The sequence below is a fragment of the Pseudomonas veronii genome (assembly GCF_002028325.1).
Taxonomy (GTDB): domain Bacteria; phylum Pseudomonadota; class Gammaproteobacteria; order Pseudomonadales; family Pseudomonadaceae; genus Aquipseudomonas; species Aquipseudomonas veronii.
Window position 1 is genome coordinate 4,288,854 of record NZ_CP018420.1, and the last position, 15,906, is coordinate 4,304,759.

A 15,906-nucleotide genomic window follows, 5' to 3' on the forward strand; every position below is an offset into this window, starting at 1 on the left:
ATTCGACTGGCGACAGCGTAGTCAGCCTTCAGCGCCGACGGCAATCGTCAGAACGATCATCGGCAGTGACCGTTTTGATCACGGCGGGCTTTTTCCCGGCGGCGGCCTTATCATTGGCCCACGTTTGCTTGCAGGGGGTTCCATGAAATTTGCGATAGCACTGTTTTCCGCCGCCCATGCGCCCTCCTCGCGTCGCGCCTTGCTGTTCGCCCAGGCGGCGCTGGCCGGCGGGCACGAGATTGTGCGCCTGTTTTTTTATCAGGACGGCGTCTACAGTGCCTCCAACACCATCGTTGCGCCACAGGATGAGCAAGACATCGCTCGCCAATGGCGTGAGTTTGTCAGCGCGCATCAGTTGGACGCCGTGGTGTGCATCGCCGCCGCCCTCCGCCGTGGCGTGCTCGACAGCGAAGAAGCCACGCGTTACCAGCGCAGCGCGGTGAACCTGGAGGCGCCATGGGAGCTGTCGGGCCTTGGGCAATTGCACGACGCGACCCAGGCCGCCGACCGCCTGATCTGTTTTGGAGGGCCGTGACATGTCCAAATCCTTGCTGGTGATCAGCCGCCAGGCACCGTGGTCCGGGCCGAGCGCGCGGGAAGCCCTGGATATCGTATTGGCCGGCGGCGCGTTCGATCTGCCCATCGGCCTGTTGTTCCTGGATGACGGCGTGTTCCAACTGGCGCCGCACCAGGACGCCAAGGCCGTGCAGCAAAAAGACCTCGGCGCCAACCTGCAGGCACTGGGGCTGTTCGGTATCGACGAGGTGTTTGCCTGCGGCCACAGCCTGGCCGCGCGCGGGCTGACGCACCCGGTCAATGCACAGGCGCTGAACGACGAACAGATTTCCCAGTTGATTGACCGTTACGACCAGGTGATAACCCTCTGATGTCGACTTTACATGTGGTGTCCCACTCCCCGTTTACCGATAGCCGCCTCGACAGCTGCCTGCGCGTCTGTGGCAGCGACGATGCGATCCTGCTCTGTGGCGACGGCGCCTACGGGCTGCGTCACCCGGCGCTGCTGACCAAAGGCGTGAAGGTCTTTGTGCTGGCCGAAGACAGCCTGGCGCGCAACCTGCCGCTGCCCGACTGGGCCGACTGCGTGGATTACCCAGGTTTCGTGCAACTGTCGATCGACTACGACAAGGTCAACACCTGGCTATGAACACCCTGACCGTGGGCGCGCGCACCCTCGAACTGGACAAGGACGGCTACCTCGTCGACCTGAACGAGTGGTCGGCCGACGTGGCCAACGCCCTCGCCGCCGCAGAAGCCCTCGAGCTGACCCCGGCGCATTGGGAAATCCTCGAGCTGCTGCGCCAGTTTTATCAAGAGTTCCAGCTGTCCCCTGCCACACGCCCGCTGATCAAGTACACCGCCTTGAAGCTGGGCGCGGACAAGGGCAACAGCCTGCACCTCAACAAACTGTTCAACGGCACTCCTGCCAAACTCGCCGCCAAGCTGGCCGGCCTGCCCAGACCGACGAATTGCTTATGACCGACTTTGCTCCGCTGACCCTCGAAACCCCTGCCGAGCACCCGTTTGCGCCGTTCGTGCGTATCCTGGGCAAAGGCAAGCGCGGTGCGCGCAACCTGACCCGCGAAGAAGCCCGCGAAGCCATGGGCATGCTGCTTGACGAAAAAGTCGAAGACACCCAGCTCGGCGCCTTCCTCATGCTGCTGCGCCACAAAGAGGAAAGCCCGGAAGAACTCGCCGGTTTCACCGAAGCGGTGCGCGAGCGCCTGCACGCCCCGGCGCTGAAGGTGGATATCGACTGGCCGACCTATGCCGGCAAAAAGCGCCACCTGCCGTGGTTCCTGCTGGCCGCCAAGTGCCTGGCGCAGAACGGTGTACGCATCCTCATGCATGGCGGCGGCGCCCACACGGCCGGCCGGCTGTACACCGAGCAATTGCTGGAAGGTCTACAGATCCCGCTGTGCCGCAATTGGCAGCAGGTCGAGACGGCCTTCGAGCACGGCAACCTGGCATTTATCCCGCTGGGCGACTGGGCCCCACAACTGCAACGCATGATCGACCTGCGCAACACCCTGGGCCTGCGCTCGCCGATCCACTCCCTGGCACGCCTGCTCAACCCGCTGAATGCACGCTGCGGCCTGCAAAGCATCTTCCATCCCGGCTACCAGGGCGTACACCGCGATGCCAGCGGCCTGCTCGGCGACACGGTGATTGTGGTCAAGGGCGATGGCGGCGAAATCGAGATCAACCCCGACACGATCAGCCACCTCTACGGCAGCACCGGTGGCGAAAGCTGGGACGAAGAATGGCCCGCCCTCGCCGCCCAACGCCATGTCAAACCGGCCAGCCTGGAGCCCGAACAGTTGAAAGCGCTGTGGCGCGGCGAGGTCGAGGACAGCTACCCGCAACTCGCCTTGATCGCCACCATGGCCCTGGCCTTGCGCGGCCTCGGTCATCCGCGGGAGCAAGCGTTCGAATTGGCCCAGCAATACTGGGACGCGCGGGATAAATCGATTTAATCGATCATTCCCCCGCAATCTTTGCGCTTTTAGTTCGAACTCATCCCTTTAGACTGGACTCCAACGCTTATTAGCCAAGGAGCCAGTCATGGGTTTGCTGATTGAAGGACGCTGGCACGACCAGTGGTACGAAAGTAGCGCGGATGGCGCGTTCCAGCGGGAACAGGCACAACGCCGCCACTGGGTGACCGCTGACGGCCAGCCCGGCCCCAGCGGCGAAGGTGGCTTCAAGGCCGAAGCCGGTCGTTACCACCTGTATGTGTCGCTCGCCTGCCCGTGGGCCCATCGCACGCTGATCCTGCGCAAACTCAAGGGGCTGGAAGGTCTGATCGACGTGTCCGTGGTCAGCTGGCTGATGCTGGAAAACGGCTGGACCTTCGACAAGGCCCGCGGCTCCAGCGGCGACTCGCTGGATGGCTTCGCGTTCATGCACCAGCGCTACACCGCCGACACGGCCGATTACACCGGGCGCGTCACGGTGCCGGTGCTGTGGGACAAACAACTCAAGCGCATCGTCAGCAATGAATCAGCGGAGATCATCCGCATGTTCAACAGCGCGTTCAACGGGCTGACCGGCAACACCCTGGACTTCTACCCCGAGGCTCTGCGCCCGCGCATCGATGCGCTGAACGAACGCATCTACCCCGCCGTGAACAACGGCGTGTACCGCGCAGGCTTCGCCACCTCGCAGCAGGCCTATGAGCGTGCGTTCGATGATGTGTTTGCCGAACTGGACCACTTGGAACAGCACCTGGGCGAGCATCGCTACCTGGCCGGTGAGTACCTGACCGAGGCGGATGTACGGCTGTTTACCACGCTGATTCGATTTGATGCGGTGTATTACAGCCACTTCAAATGCAACCTGCGGCGGATTGCCGATTATCCGAATCTGTCGAATTGGTTGCGGGAAATCTATCAATGGCCGGGAGTGGCCGAGACGGTGGACTTTGCGCACATCAAGGGGCACTACTATGCCAGCCACCGCACCATCAATCCGACGGGGATTGTGCCCAAGGGGCCGTTGCAGGTGTTTGATGCCGAGCATGATCGCGGGCGGTTGAGCGCTAAGGGCGTCTGGCGCTGATCCAGAGGATGGGTTGGATCAAATGGCCTCATCGGGGGCAAGCCCCCTCCCACATTGGAATGCATTCCAAAATGTGGGAGGGGGCTTGCCTCCGATGCATTCAGGCTCAGACCTGGGCCTGGGCGCCTTCAAACCATTTGAGCTTCTCGCGCAGCACCACCACTTCACCCACGATCACCAGCGTCGGCGCATGCACTTCATGCTCCGCCACCAGGCGCGGCAGGTCGGCCAGGGTGCCGGTGAACACGCGCTGGTTGGACGTGGTGCCCTGCTGGATCAACGCCGCTGGCGTGTCCGCCGAACGTCCATGCTTGATCAGCTGTTCGCAGATGATCGGCAAACCGATCAAGCCCATGTAGAACACCAGGGTCTGCGACGGGCCCACCAGATCACTCCAAGGCAGGTCCGAGGTGCCGTTCTTCAGGTGCCCGGTGATAAAGCGTACCGATTGCGCATAGTCACGGTGGGTCAGCGGAATCCCGGCATACGCCGCGCAGCCGCTGGCCGCCGTGATCCCCGGCACCACCTGGAACGGAATGCCATGGGCCGCCAGTTCTTCGATCTCTTCGCCGCCACGGCCGAAGATGAACGGATCGCCGCCCTTGAGGCGCAGCACGCGCTTGCCTTGCTTGGCCAGGTCGACCAATTGCTGGTTGATCTGGTCCTGGGGCACGGCGTGATCGGCGCGACGCTTGCCCACGTAGACGCGCTCGGCATCACGACGGCACAGCTCAAGAATCGCGGGGGCCACCAGACGGTCGTAGAGCACCACATCGGCTTGCTGCATCAAACGCAAGGCGCGGAAGGTCAACAGGTCCGGATCGCCGGGGCCGGCGCCCACCAGGTAGACTTCGCCTGGGGCATAAGGCGGCGCGCCGTTGACCTTTTCGATCAGCAAACGCTCGGCTTCATCGCCCTGCCCGGCCAGTTGCCGGTCGGCAATCGGGCCCTGGAAGACTTCTTCCCAGAACGCGCGGCGCTGCTGCACGTCCGGGTACAAACGCTTGACCTGGGCCCGAAAGCGCGCCGCCAGCCCGGCCAACTGGCCATACGTGGACGGAATCCAGGTTTCCAGCTTGGCCCGGATCAAGCGCGCCAATACCGGCGCATCGCCGCCGCTGGACACCGCGATCACCAAGGGCGAACGGTCGACAATCGCCGGGAAGATCACGCTGCACAGGGCTGGCGCATCCACCACGTTGACCGGTACGCAACGGCGCTTGGCATCACTGGACACTTGCGCGTTCAGTGGTTCGTCGTCCGTTGCGGCGATGATCAGGGTGCAACCGTCAAGGTCGGTCTCCTGATAACCGCGCACGATCAGTTCCCCGCCACTGCCCAGCACCAGTTCACGCAACTGGTCTTCGATCTGGGGAGCAACCACCCGCAGCAGTGCGCCGGCGTCGGCCAGCAGGCGGGACTTGCGCAAGGCAATCTCCCCGCCACCGACGACCAACACACGACTGCCGCGCAGGTTATGAAACAGCGGCAGAAATTCCATTTAGCCGATGACCTCGATGCCCGCCATGTACGGCTTGAGCACATCCGGCACACGGATCGAACCGTCGGCCTGCTGGTAGTTTTCGAGCACGGCCACCAGGGTACGGCCTACGGCCAGGCCCGAACCGTTGAGGGTATGCACCAGTTCCGGCTTGCCGGTTTCCGGGTTGCGGAAACGCGCCTGCATGCGACGGGCCTGGAAATCACCGCAGTTGGAGCACGACGAGATCTCGCGGTATTTATCCTGGCTCGGCACCCACACTTCGAGGTCGTAGGTCTTCACGGCGCTGAAACCCATGTCGCCGGTACACAGCGCCAGCACGCGGTACGGCAGTTCCAACAGTTGCAGCACGCGTTCGGCGTTGGCGGTCAGGCCTTCGAGGGCTTCCATGGAGGTCGACGGCTCGACAACCTGCACCATCTCGACTTTGTCGAACTGGTGCTGGCGGATCATGCCGCGGGTATCGCGCCCCGATGCACCGGCTTCACTGCGGAAGCACGGCGTGTGGGCGACGAGCTTGAGCGGCAGGTGCTTGGCGTCGAGGATCTCGCCGGCGACGATGTTGGTCAGCGACACTTCGGCGGTCGGGATCAGGTACAGGTCGGCTTCGCCATCGCGGCTGATCTTGAACAGGTCTTCCTCGAACTTCGGCAACTGGCCGGTGCCCTGCAGGGCCGGCGCCTGAACCAGATACGGGGTGTAGGCCTCTTCGTAGCCGTGCTCGCCGGTGTGCAGGTTGATCATGAACTGCGCCAGGGCGCGATGCAGGCGGGCAATCGGGCCGCGCAGCAAGGCAAAGCGCGCACCGGACAGCTTGGCGGCGGTTTCGAAATCCAGGCCGCCGTTCAGTTCGCCCAGGGCGACGTGGTCCTTGATCGCGAAATCAAAGGCCTTTGGCGTGCCCCAGCGGCGCACTTCGACGTTGCCGTCTTCGTCCGCACCGACCGGCACCGACTCGTGCGGCAGGTTCGGAATGCCCAGCAGGATCGAATCCAGCTCGCCCTGGATCTTGTCCAGTTCGAGTTTGCCGTCGGACAGCTCGGTGCCCATGCGCTCGACATCCGCCATCAACGGCGCGATGTCTTCACCGCGCTGCTTGGCCTGCCCGATGGACTTGGAACGCGCATTACGCTCAGCCTGCAGTGCTTCGGTGCGGGTCTGGACGGTCTTGCGCTGTTCTTCCAGCGCTTCGATGCGCGCAACATCCAAGGCAAAGCCACGGGATGCCAGGCGGTCCGCTACGTCCTGAAGGTTGCTACGTAACAGTTTGGAATCGAGCATGTCGGTCTCTCGTTTATCAAAGTTTGGTCAAGGACAGGCCGGCCCAGGTGGCGAGCAGCCCGCCGAACACGCTGATGCCCAGGTACCCGAAGGCAACCAGGGCCTGCCCGCTTTCCAGCAGGCGCACCGTATCCAGTGAAAAGGATGAAAAGGTCGTCAGACCGCCTACAAAGCCGACAATCAAGCCGGCACGAATTTCAATCGGCACTTCCGGGCGCAACAGGAACCAACCGTACAACAGCCCGATGATCAGGCAGCCCACCAGGTTGACCGCCAGGGTCGCCGTATAAAAATGCCTCGGCCAGTTGGCGTTAACCCAATTACCAGTGGCGAAACGCAATAATGTACCAGCGATGCCGGCAACGGACACGGCAAGAATCGTCTTGAGCACTACTTTCTCCGCTGTTTGGGGCTGAGACGGTCGAGTTGAGCGAGGTGATTGAGCTTTTCACCGATCTTCAGCTCCAGGCCACGGGGCACCGGCTGGTAGAACGGCTGCGGCTCGAGCGCGTCAGGGAAGTAATCTTCGCCGGCGGCATAGGCGTCCGGCTCATCGTGGGCGTAGCGGTATTCATCGCCGTAACCCAGTTGTTTCATCAATTTGGTCGGCGCATTGCGCAGGTGCAGCGGCACTTCGAGGGAGCCATGTTCGGCCGCAGCGCGCAGTGCCGATTTGAAGCCCATGTACACCGCGTTGCTTTTCGGCGCGCAGGCCAGGTAGGTAATGGCCTGGGCCACCGCCAGCTCGCCTTCGGGGCTGCCCAGGCGTTCCTGCACTTCCCACGCCGCAAGGCACAGGCTCAAGGCGCGGGGGTCGGCGTTGCCGATGTCTTCGCTGGCCATACGCACCACGCGGCGCGCGAGGTAGAGCGGGTCGCAGCCACCGTCGATCATGCGCGCGAACCAGTACAACGCGCCGTCGGGGTTGGAGCCGCGCACCGATTTGTGCAGCGCCGAAATCTGATCGTAGAACGCTTCGCCACCCTTATCGAAACGCCGGCGCGTGTCGCCGAGCAGGCTTTGCAGGAGTTCGACGCCAATCTCGCTGCCGTCCTCGGCCAGGTCGGAGGCGTTCTCCAGCAGGTTCAGAAAGCGCCGCCCATCGCCGTCGGCGGCGCTGAACAGGATCTTGAAGCCTTCATCGCTGAGGCTCAACTGGCGCTTGCCCAAGCCCTTGTCTTCGCTCAAGGCGCGCTGCAGCAGCTTTTGCATCGCCGCTTCATCCAGGCTCTTGAGCACATACACCCGCGCCCTCGAGAGCAAGGCGTTGTTCAATTCGAAGGACGGGTTCTCGGTGGTTGCACCGATAAAAATCAGCGTGCCGTCTTCGACATACGGCAAGAACGCGTCCTGCTGCGACTTGTTGAAGCGATGCACTTCGTCGACGAACAAGATGGTGCGCTTGCCGTATTGCCCGGCCTGCTGCTTGGCCACTTCCACGGCCTGGCGGATCTCTTTGACCCCAGCCAGCACCGCCGAGACCGTTTCGAAGTGGGCATCCGAGACTTTCGCCAACAGCCGCGCCAGCGTGGTTTTACCCACCCCCGGCGGCCCCCAGAAAATCATCGAGTGCAGCGCACCCTGCTCCAGGGCTTCGCGCAAAGGCTTGCCGCGAGCGAGCAGGTGTTCCTGACCGACGTACTCATCCAGGTTGGTCGAACGCAAGCGTGCGGCCAGGGGTTGAGCGATCGGGTCACTTCGAAACAGGTCCATGGGCAGCGTTTGAAACCTCTAGGCAGGTTATTCCTGGATCACGTCGGCACCCTTGGGGATGTCGAACTTGAACGTGGACGCGGGCACCGGCACGTTGGCCTTGACCCCGGTGAACAGGATATCGGTGCGCTGGCCGACGCTGTCGATCAGGCGCATGTTATTGATCACGCCGTTACCGAACGAAAGGTGCAGGCTGTCGAACAGCGTGTCCTTGGATTTCGGCTTGAGGGTGAATTCGATCACATTGCTGGTTTGCTTGGAGGTGATCTCGAAGCTGTCGTTGATCTTCGACACATCGCCCGACAGCAACAGCGCCGGGGTCTGGTTCAAGCGCGGATCGAGCTTTTTGATGGTCGCCTGTTCCAGGTCCGGGTCCCACAGCGTGACTTTCTGGCCATCGGAAACGATGGTCTGCTCGGCCTTCCCTTCCGTGTGCCAGTAGAACAGCCCAGGGCGCTGCACGGCCATTTCACCGGCGGTTTCCTGCAACTGGGTGCCGCCGGCATCCAGGGTCAGCTGGGAGAAGCGCGCGGTCAGGGTCTTGGATTTGTCCAGCAGGTTGGTCAGGCTGGCGACGGAGGCCGGATCAGCGTGAGCCGAAACAGCAGTCAGGGCCAGTGCCGGCAACAACAGCATGCGGATAAGACGCATGGGAGTCCTCATTGAGTCGTTAGGGCGCGCCGCGTGCTGCCACGCGGCGCGTGATCAGTCGCGCATCTGCCCGGGGGCGATGACTTCGCGCGAGCCGTTGGTGTTCATTGCGGTGACGACGCCGGCATTTTCCATGGCTTCGATCATGCGGGCGGCGCGGTTGTAGCCGATTTTCAGCTTGCGCTGCACGGCGGAGATCGAGGCGCGACGGCTTTCCAACACGAAGGCCACCGCTTCGTCGTACAGCGCGTCGGTTTCGGCATCATCGTCGCCACCACTGCTGCCGCCGTCGAAGCCGCTGCCGGCTTCTTCAACACCGGCGAGGATGTCGTCGTTGTATTCCGGCGCACCGCGCAGTTTCCAGGCTTCCACCACGCGATGCACTTCATCGTCGGAAACGAACGCACCATGCACGCGAATCGGCAGGCTGGTGCCCGGCGGCATGTAGAGCATGTCACCGTGGCCCAGCAATTGTTCGGCGCCGCCCTGGTCGATGATGGTCCGCGAGTCGATCTTGCTCGACACCTGGAACGCCATGCGCGTCGGGATGTTGGCCTTGATCAGACCGGTGATCACATCCACCGACGGCCGCTGGGTCGCGAGGATCAAGTGGATACCGGCAGCACGCGCCTTCTGTGCGATACGTGCGATCAACTCTTCAACCTTCTTGCCGACGATCATCATCATGTCGGCAAATTCGTCGACCACCACGACGATGGTCGGCAACTTGGTCAGCAATGGCGCTTCGTCGTGGATGCTTTCGCGTTTGTACAGCGGGTCGGTCAGCGGCGTGCCGGCGTCCTGGGCTTCCTTGACCTTGGCATTGAAGCCCGACAGGTTGCGCACGCCCATCTTCGCCATCAGCTTGTAGCGCCGCTCCATCTCGGCAACGCTCCAGCGCAGGGCGTTGGCGGCGTCCTTCATATCGGTGACCACCGGGCAGAGCAAGTGCGGAATGCCTTCGTAGATCGACAATTCGAGCATCTTCGGGTCGATCATGATCAGCTTGGCGTCTTCCGGGCCGGACTTGAACAGGATCGACAGGATCATCGCGTTGACCCCCACCGACTTACCCGAACCGGTGGTACCGGCCACGAGCAGGTGAGGCATTTTCGCCAGGTCGGTGATTACCGGCTTGCCGCCGATGTCATGGCCCAGGGCCAGGGTGACCGGCGATTTGAAGTTGTCGTATTCCGGGGTCGACAGCACCTCGGAGAAGCGCACGATCTGGCGGTCTTCGTTGGGAATCTCGATGCCCACGGTGGTTTTGCCAGGGATCACTTCCACCACGCGCACGCTGGTCACGGCCAGGGAGCGGGCGAGGTCTTTGGCCAGGTTGGAGATTCGGCTGACCTTGACCCCGGCCGCTGGCTGGATTTCGTAACGGGTAATCACCGGGCCGGGGTGGATCGAGTCCACCGAGACTTCGACGCCGAATTCCTTGAGTTTGATTTCCAGCAGATGGCCGACGGCCGCCAGGGACTCCGGGGAATAGTTGAGTTGTTTCTTCTCGGCCGGGTCGAGAATCGAGATCGGCGGCAGCGTGCCTTCGACCGCGCTGTCGACAAACAACGGCGCCTGTTTTTCTTTCTGCACGCGATGGCTCGGCTCGGGAGCCTTGGGCGGTGCCGGGGCAATCACCGGCGGCACCTGTTTCTCGCGCTCCGACATGTGCTTGCTCAGGGCTTGTTCGCGTTCGATCAGGCGTTCCTTGACCTTGGCCTGTTCACGCCGGTCCGGCGTGCTCGGGGCCACGACCTCGTTGACGCGGGTGTCCACCTCGCGCAATTGGGCCACCATGCGCTTGCGCTCCACCCGGGCCGCCCACCAGCGGTTGGCGGCGCCCTGGAACAGCTCCAGCAGGTCGAGGGTGATTTTGCCGGTCACGTCCATCACCTTGAACCACGACAGGTCGGTGAACACGGTGAGGCCGAACAGGAACAGCGCGATAAACATCAGGGTGCTGCCCTGGATATTCAGGGTCTTGCGGGCCAGGTCGCCGAGGCTCTCACCCAGCGCGCCGCCAGCGCCCGCCGGCAGGCCGGTCGGCGCATGGAAATGGATATGCGCCAGCGCCGCGCCGGACAGCACCAGGAACACCAGGCCGATCAGGCGCCAGGAAAACAGCCAACCGCTCCACTGCCACGGCTCATGACGCTGGCGGAAGATCTGCCAGGTCTTGATCGCCAGCAGCAACGGGAAGATGTACGCGAAATAACCCAGCACCATGAACAGGATATCGGCGCTGTAGGAACCGGCGGGGCCACCGAAGTTCTGCACGTCATCGATCTTGCTGTTGTGGCTCCAGCCCGGATCGTCCTTGCCATAGGTGAGCAAGGCCATCATCAGGAACAGGCACAGCGCGCCGATGGCGATCAGCGCACCTTCCTTGAGCCGATAATGCAGGTGCTGACGCCAGGCCGGCACGACTGTTTTTTGTGTCGCGGTGGATTTCTTCAAAACGGGTCTTTTCCTGCGCCTTTAGCGCGTCCATCTGTTGAATGACTGCACACTGCCGCCCAATCCGAGCAGCCGAAAAATAAACGAACGCCGTTAAATCTACCTTTAACACCGAGCGATTGACGAGTGAAACGGCGATAACGCCAGAATGCCCGCATTGTACGGGTTTGTGTCCGCGATGCCACGCCCTTGCCCCTTGCGCGGCAGCCTGGACAATTCAAGTGTCACACACTGTTCAATTTGAGCATGCATTGTCTTTGCTGACAAAGGCTTATGCGCTGTTTTTAGCAATCCAGGCAAGCTTGGCAATTGGCCTGCATGGGGCAGTCCCGAATACGACCACGTCTCTGCGAGAGAGTTGCAGAAACACCCGCTCACGCTAATCCACAGCAATGCCCGATTCGGGCTGGCCCCCTGACGCCGGGTCGACAATAATCAACCCTCTGGGCAGGCCCGACGCCTGCCACTCCCCTCCCCTTCCGTAAGCCTGGATGCCATGCTGACCTGGTTACAACGCGACACCCTGACCTTCCCGCCGCTGGCCAAAGCCATGCGCGAACCCAATGGCCTGCTCGCCGCCGGTGGCGACCTGTCGGCCGAGCGACTGATCCAGGCCTATCGCCACGGCTGCTTTCCGTGGTTCTCGCAGGGCCAGCCGATTCTCTGGTGGTCGCCGGACCCTCGCACGGTGATTTTCCCCGACGAACTGCACGTATCCCGCAGCCTGGGCAAATTATTGCGCCAGCAGCGCTATCGCGTGACCTTCGACCAGGACTTCGCTGCGGTCATCCAGGCCTGCGCCGCGCCTCGCGCCTATGCAGATGGCACCTGGATCACCGAAGGCATCCAGAGCGCCTACCAGGAGCTGCACGCGCGGGGTTACGCGCACTCGGTCGAGGTCTGGGACAATGGTGAACTGGTGGGCGGCCTGTATGGGCTGGCGATGGGCCGGCTGTTTTTTGGCGAATCCATGTTCAGCCGCGCCGATAACGCCTCGAAGTTCGGCTTTGCCACGCTGACCCGGCAGCTGCTGGCATGGGGTTTTGTGCTGATCGACTGCCAGATGCCCAACGATCACCTGCACAGCCTGGGCGCCCGCGCCATACCGCGCAGCGAGTTCGCCGGCTTCCTGCGCGACTATCTGGACCAACCCAACGCTGGACCGTGGGTTTCCTAGGCGACTTCCTCGCACCTGGCTTACACTTATTTCAAAGCTTATCCGAGGGTTGATCATGACCGAGCTGGCGCGCTTGAAGTTTTATGCCACTCAAGCCCACTCTTGCAGCTATCTGCCCGACGAACAGGCCACTACGCTGTTCCTCGACCCCAGCCAGCCGATGGACGTGCATGTGTATGCCGACCTTTCGGAAATGGGCTTTCGGCGCAGCGGCGATCACCTGTACCGACCGCACTGCCAAAACTGCAATGCCTGCGTGCCGGCACGCATTCCCGTGGCGCAGTTTGTGCCGGACCGCAACCAGAAGCGCATCCTCAAGCGCAACGCCGACCTGACGGTCACGGCGGCCAACCCCAGGTTCAGCGAAGAATACTTCGATCTTTACCAGCGCTACATCGAACAACGCCACGCCGACGGCGACATGTTCCCACCCAGTCGCGACCAGTTTTCCACCTTCCTGGTGCGTGAACTGCCTTTCTCACGCTTCTACGAATTCCGACTCGACGGGCGCCTGCTGGCCGTCGCCGTGACCGATTTGCTGCCCAACGGCCTGTCGGCGGTGTACACCTTCTATGAACCCGACGAAGAGCGGCGCAGCCTGGGACGCTTCGCGATCCTCTGGCAAATCAGCGAAGCCCGGCGCCTGGAACTGGAGGCGGTGTACCTTGGATACTGGATCAAAAACTGCAAAAAGATGAACTACAAGACCCAATATCGGCCGATTGAACTGCTGATTAATCAAAGATGGGTCACGCTTAACTAGAACCTCTTGGCTTAAACACCCTTTTTCGGGCACAATGCACGCCGCTTTTGCCTGGCGCAGTTGCACCGGGCCATTCACTGGATACCGAGGGCTTTACTGCATGTCGAAAGAAGACAGCTTCGAAATGGAAGGCACTGTCGTCGACACCCTGCCCAACACCATGTTTCGTGTGGAGTTGGAAAATGGGCACGTCGTAACCGCGCATATCTCCGGCAAGATGCGCAAGAACTACATTCGTATTCTTACCGGTGACAAAGTGCGCGTCGAGCTGACGCCCTATGACTTGAGCAAAGGGCGCATCACTTACCGCGCCCGCTAATCAAGTCAATACAAGACGCCCGGTTATGCCGGGCGTTTTTGTGTGTATAGCATTTACCTGACACCCGAAACCCAATGCGGGAGGGGGCTTGTTCCCTCCCACATTGGATCGCCATTGTTCTGGCAATTGCATTTCAAGACAGCAAAAAGGCGCCTTTCGGCGCCTTTTGCGTAGCTGCAGAACGATCAGGCCATTTCGGCCGTGGTTTCGAACTCGAAGGTCAGCTCGCCGTCCTTCAGGTCGATATGCACCACGCCACCATGGTCGGAGAGCTCGCCGAACAGGATCTCTTCGGCCAATGGTCGCTTGATCTTGTCCTGGATCAGACGCGCCATCGGGCGAGCGCCCATTGCCGCGTCGTAACCACCTTCGGCCAGCCAATTGCGCGCCGCGTCCGTCACTTCCAGCTGCACGCGCTTGTCTTCCAACTGCGCTTGAAGCTCGGTGAGGAACTTGTCCACCACGTTTTTGATGACCTCATGGCTGAGGCGACCAAACTGGATAATGGTGTCCAGGCGGTTGCGGAACTCCGGCGTGAAGCTCTTCTTGATCACTTCCATCGCATCGGAAGAGTGATCCTGATGCGTAAAGCCGATCGACGCCCGCGCCGCAGCTTCAGCACCGGCGTTGGTGGTCATGATCACGATCACGTTGCGGAAATCCGCCTTGCGCCCGTTGTTGTCGGTCAGAGTGCCGTGGTCCATGACCTGCAGCAGCAGGTTGAAGACTTCCGGGTGAGCCTTCTCGATTTCATCGAGCAGCAATACGCAATGCGGCTGCTTGGTGATCGCCTCGGTCAACAGGCCGCCCTGATCAAAACCGACATAGCCCGGAGGCGCACCGATCAGGCGCGACACGGTGTGACGCTCCATGTATTCGGACATGTCGAACCGCACCAACTCAATGCCCATGGCCTTGGCCAACTGCCGGGCCGCTTCGGTCTTGCCGACGCCGGTCGGGCCGGCGAACAGGAACGAACCGACGGGCTTGTCCGGCGACTTGAGGCCCGCCCGCGACAACTTGATCGCAGTGGACAGCGAGTCGATGGCCGCATCCTGGCCAAACACGGTGAGCTTGAGGTCGCGCTCCAGGTTACGCAGCAGCTCTTTGTCGGAGGTGGTGACGTGTTTTGGCGGAATCCGCGCGATCTTGGCCACGATATCCTCGACCTGAGCCACGTCGATGCGCTTCACACGCTTCTCGACCGGCTGCAGACGCTGATAGGCACCCGCCTCGTCGATCACGTCGATGGCCTTGTCCGGCATGTGCCGATCGTTGATGTAGCGCGACGCCAGCTCGGCAGCGGCCCGCAACGCTTCATCGGTGTACTCGATGCCATGGTGCGCTTCGAAACGCCCCTTGAGCCCACGCAGGATGCCGATGGTGTCTTCAACCGAAGGCTCGGACACGTCGACTTTCTGGAAGCGACGCGCCAGGGCACGGTCTTTCTCGAAGATCCCGCGGAATTCCTGGAACGTGGTCGAGCCGATGCAGCGGATATCACCCGACGACAACAACGGCTTGAGCAGGTTGGAAGCATCCATCACACCACCGGAGGCCGCACCGGCCCCAATGATCGTGTGGATTTCATCGATGAACAGGATCGCCTGCGGGCGTTTTTTCAGCTCGCCGAGCAGCGCCTTGAAGCGCTTCTCGAAATCGCCGCGGTACTTGGTCCCGGCGAGCAACGCGCCGAGGTCAAGGGAGTAGACGACGCTGCTGGCCAGCAAGTCCGGCACCTGGTTGTCGACGATACGCTTGGCCAGGCCTTCGGCAATCGCGGTTTTACCCACGCCCGCCTCACCCACCAGCAACGGGTTGTTCTTGCGACGACGCGCGAGGATCTGCGCCACGCGCTCAACTTCAGCCTCGCGCCCCACCAGCGGATCGATCCGCCCCTGGCGCGCCAGCTCATTGAGATTGCTGGCATAGGCATCCAATGGGTTGCCCGAAGAAGAAGACTCACCGCCCTCGTCGTCCTGCATTTCCTGCTCACCCTCGGAATGATCGCCGTGCCCAGGCACTTTGGAGATACCGTGGGCGATGTAGTTGACGACATCGATACGGGCAACGCTCTGCTGCTTGAGCAGGAACACTGCCTGGCTTTCCTGTTCGCTGAAGATGGCGACAAGCACATTGGCGCCCGTGACTTCACGCTTACCGGAGCTCTGTACGTGGAAAACAGCACGCTGCAATACCCGCTGAAAGCCCAGGGTCGGCTGGGTTTCACGGTCCTCGTCATGCACGGGGATCAGTGGCGTCGTGGAGTCGATGAACTCCTGCAGGTCATGCTTGAGTTTGTCGAGGTTGGCGCCGCACGCACGCAAAACGGTGGCGGCAGCTTCGTTATCCAAAAGTGCCAGCAGCAGGTGCTCGACGGTCATGAATTCATGACGCTTCGAACGGGCCTCTTTGAAGGCAAGATTGAGGGTGACTTCGAGCTCGCGGTTTAACATAGCTTC

At 61.8% G+C, this 15,906-nt stretch carries 16 protein-coding genes; 9 read left to right on the plus strand and 7 right to left on the minus strand.

Going from position 1 to position 15,906, the window contains the following annotated elements; translation table 11 throughout:
- Nucleotides 1-142 precede the first annotated feature (142 nt).
- The 6 genes from tusD to PverR02_RS19425 all read left to right on the plus strand — a co-directional run bounded on the left by tusD (nt 143) and on the right by PverR02_RS19425 (nt 3,579).
- Entirely contained in the window at nt 143-535 is a 393-nt protein-coding gene (gene tusD, locus PverR02_RS19400) for a sulfurtransferase complex subunit TusD (RefSeq protein ID WP_079444185.1), read from the plus strand.
- Nucleotide 536: 1 nt separating this feature from the next.
- Nucleotides 537-887 (plus strand): sulfurtransferase complex subunit TusC, encoded by a 351-nt coding sequence (gene tusC / locus PverR02_RS19405; RefSeq protein ID WP_079444186.1) that lies wholly within the window; start codon nt 537-539, stop codon nt 885-887.
- A complete protein-coding gene (gene tusB, locus PverR02_RS19410) occupies nt 887-1,165 on the plus strand; it encodes a sulfurtransferase complex subunit TusB (protein WP_017848034.1) in 279 nt (92 codons plus the stop codon). The genes tusC and tusB overlap by 1 nt, the downstream gene beginning before the upstream one ends.
- On the plus strand, nt 1,162-1,497 hold the full coding sequence (locus PverR02_RS19415) for a TusE/DsrC/DsvC family sulfur relay protein (protein ID WP_017848035.1): 336 nt from the start codon (nt 1,162-1,164) through the stop codon (nt 1,495-1,497). The genes tusB and PverR02_RS19415 overlap by 4 nt, the downstream gene beginning before the upstream one ends.
- The gene (locus PverR02_RS19420) at nt 1,494-2,495 is read left to right on the plus strand and encodes a glycosyl transferase family protein (RefSeq protein WP_046382915.1); all 1,002 of its coding nucleotides are present in this window, start codon (nt 1,494-1,496) and stop codon (nt 2,493-2,495) included. The genes PverR02_RS19415 and PverR02_RS19420 overlap by 4 nt, the downstream gene beginning before the upstream one ends.
- Before the next feature lie 88 nt (nt 2,496-2,583).
- A complete protein-coding gene (locus tag PverR02_RS19425) occupies nt 2,584-3,579 on the plus strand; it encodes a glutathione S-transferase family protein (RefSeq protein ID WP_057004419.1) in 996 nt (331 codons plus the stop codon).
- 106 nt (nt 3,580-3,685) lie between these two features.
- On the opposite strand, the gene cysG is transcribed toward PverR02_RS19425, so the two are convergent.
- From cysG to ftsK, 6 genes are read right to left on the minus strand one after another with little or no spacing between them, the layout of a single operon-like run.
- Nucleotides 3,686-5,080 (minus strand): siroheme synthase CysG, encoded by a 1,395-nt coding sequence (gene cysG, locus PverR02_RS19430; protein WP_079444187.1) that lies wholly within the window; start codon nt 5,078-5,080, stop codon nt 3,686-3,688.
- Nucleotides 5,081-6,361 (minus strand): serine--tRNA ligase, encoded by a 1,281-nt coding sequence (gene serS / locus PverR02_RS19435; RefSeq protein WP_017848039.1) that lies wholly within the window; start codon nt 6,359-6,361, stop codon nt 5,081-5,083.
- A gap of 16 nt (nt 6,362-6,377) precedes the next feature.
- On the minus strand, nt 6,378-6,752 hold the full coding sequence (crcB, locus tag PverR02_RS19440; RefSeq protein WP_017848040.1) for a fluoride efflux transporter CrcB: 375 nt from the start codon (nt 6,750-6,752) through the stop codon (nt 6,378-6,380).
- On the minus strand, nt 6,752-8,074 hold the full coding sequence (locus PverR02_RS19445; protein ID WP_017848041.1) for a replication-associated recombination protein A: 1,323 nt from the start codon (nt 8,072-8,074) through the stop codon (nt 6,752-6,754). Before PverR02_RS19445 ends, crcB begins: the two co-directional genes overlap by 1 nt.
- A gap of 27 nt (nt 8,075-8,101) precedes the next feature.
- Nucleotides 8,102-8,725: an outer membrane lipoprotein chaperone LolA gene (lolA, locus tag PverR02_RS19450; protein ID WP_017848042.1), complete on the minus strand. Its 624-nt coding sequence runs from the start codon at nt 8,723-8,725 to the stop codon at nt 8,102-8,104.
- Nucleotides 8,726-8,779: 54 nt separating this feature from the next.
- Nucleotides 8,780-11,185 carry a DNA translocase FtsK gene (ftsK, locus tag PverR02_RS19455; RefSeq protein WP_017848043.1) on the minus strand — a complete coding sequence of 802 codons (2,406 nt, stop codon included), beginning with the start codon at nt 11,183-11,185 and terminating at the stop codon, nt 8,780-8,782.
- A 496-nt stretch (nt 11,186-11,681) separates the two neighbouring features.
- Between ftsK and aat the strand changes: the two genes are divergently transcribed.
- The 3 genes from aat to infA all read left to right on the plus strand — a co-directional run bounded on the left by aat (nt 11,682) and on the right by infA (nt 13,444).
- Nucleotides 11,682-12,362, plus strand: coding sequence for a leucyl/phenylalanyl-tRNA--protein transferase (gene aat / locus PverR02_RS19460; RefSeq protein WP_079444188.1), 681 nt, complete (start codon nt 11,682-11,684; stop codon nt 12,360-12,362).
- 55 nt (nt 12,363-12,417) lie between these two features.
- Nucleotides 12,418-13,125: an arginyltransferase gene (locus PverR02_RS19465; protein ID WP_017848045.1), complete on the plus strand. Its 708-nt coding sequence runs from the start codon at nt 12,418-12,420 to the stop codon at nt 13,123-13,125.
- Nucleotides 13,126-13,225: 100 nt separating this feature from the next.
- Nucleotides 13,226-13,444, plus strand: a complete 219-nt coding sequence (infA, locus tag PverR02_RS19470) for a translation initiation factor IF-1 (protein ID WP_002553999.1) — start codon at nt 13,226-13,228, stop codon at nt 13,442-13,444.
- A gap of 185 nt (nt 13,445-13,629) precedes the next feature.
- Here the strand turns inward: infA and clpA are convergent, their stop codons facing one another.
- Entirely contained in the window at nt 13,630-15,900 is a 2,271-nt protein-coding gene (gene clpA, locus PverR02_RS19475; protein ID WP_079444189.1) for an ATP-dependent Clp protease ATP-binding subunit ClpA, read from the minus strand.
- Between the last annotated feature and the right edge of the window lie 6 nt (nt 15,901-15,906).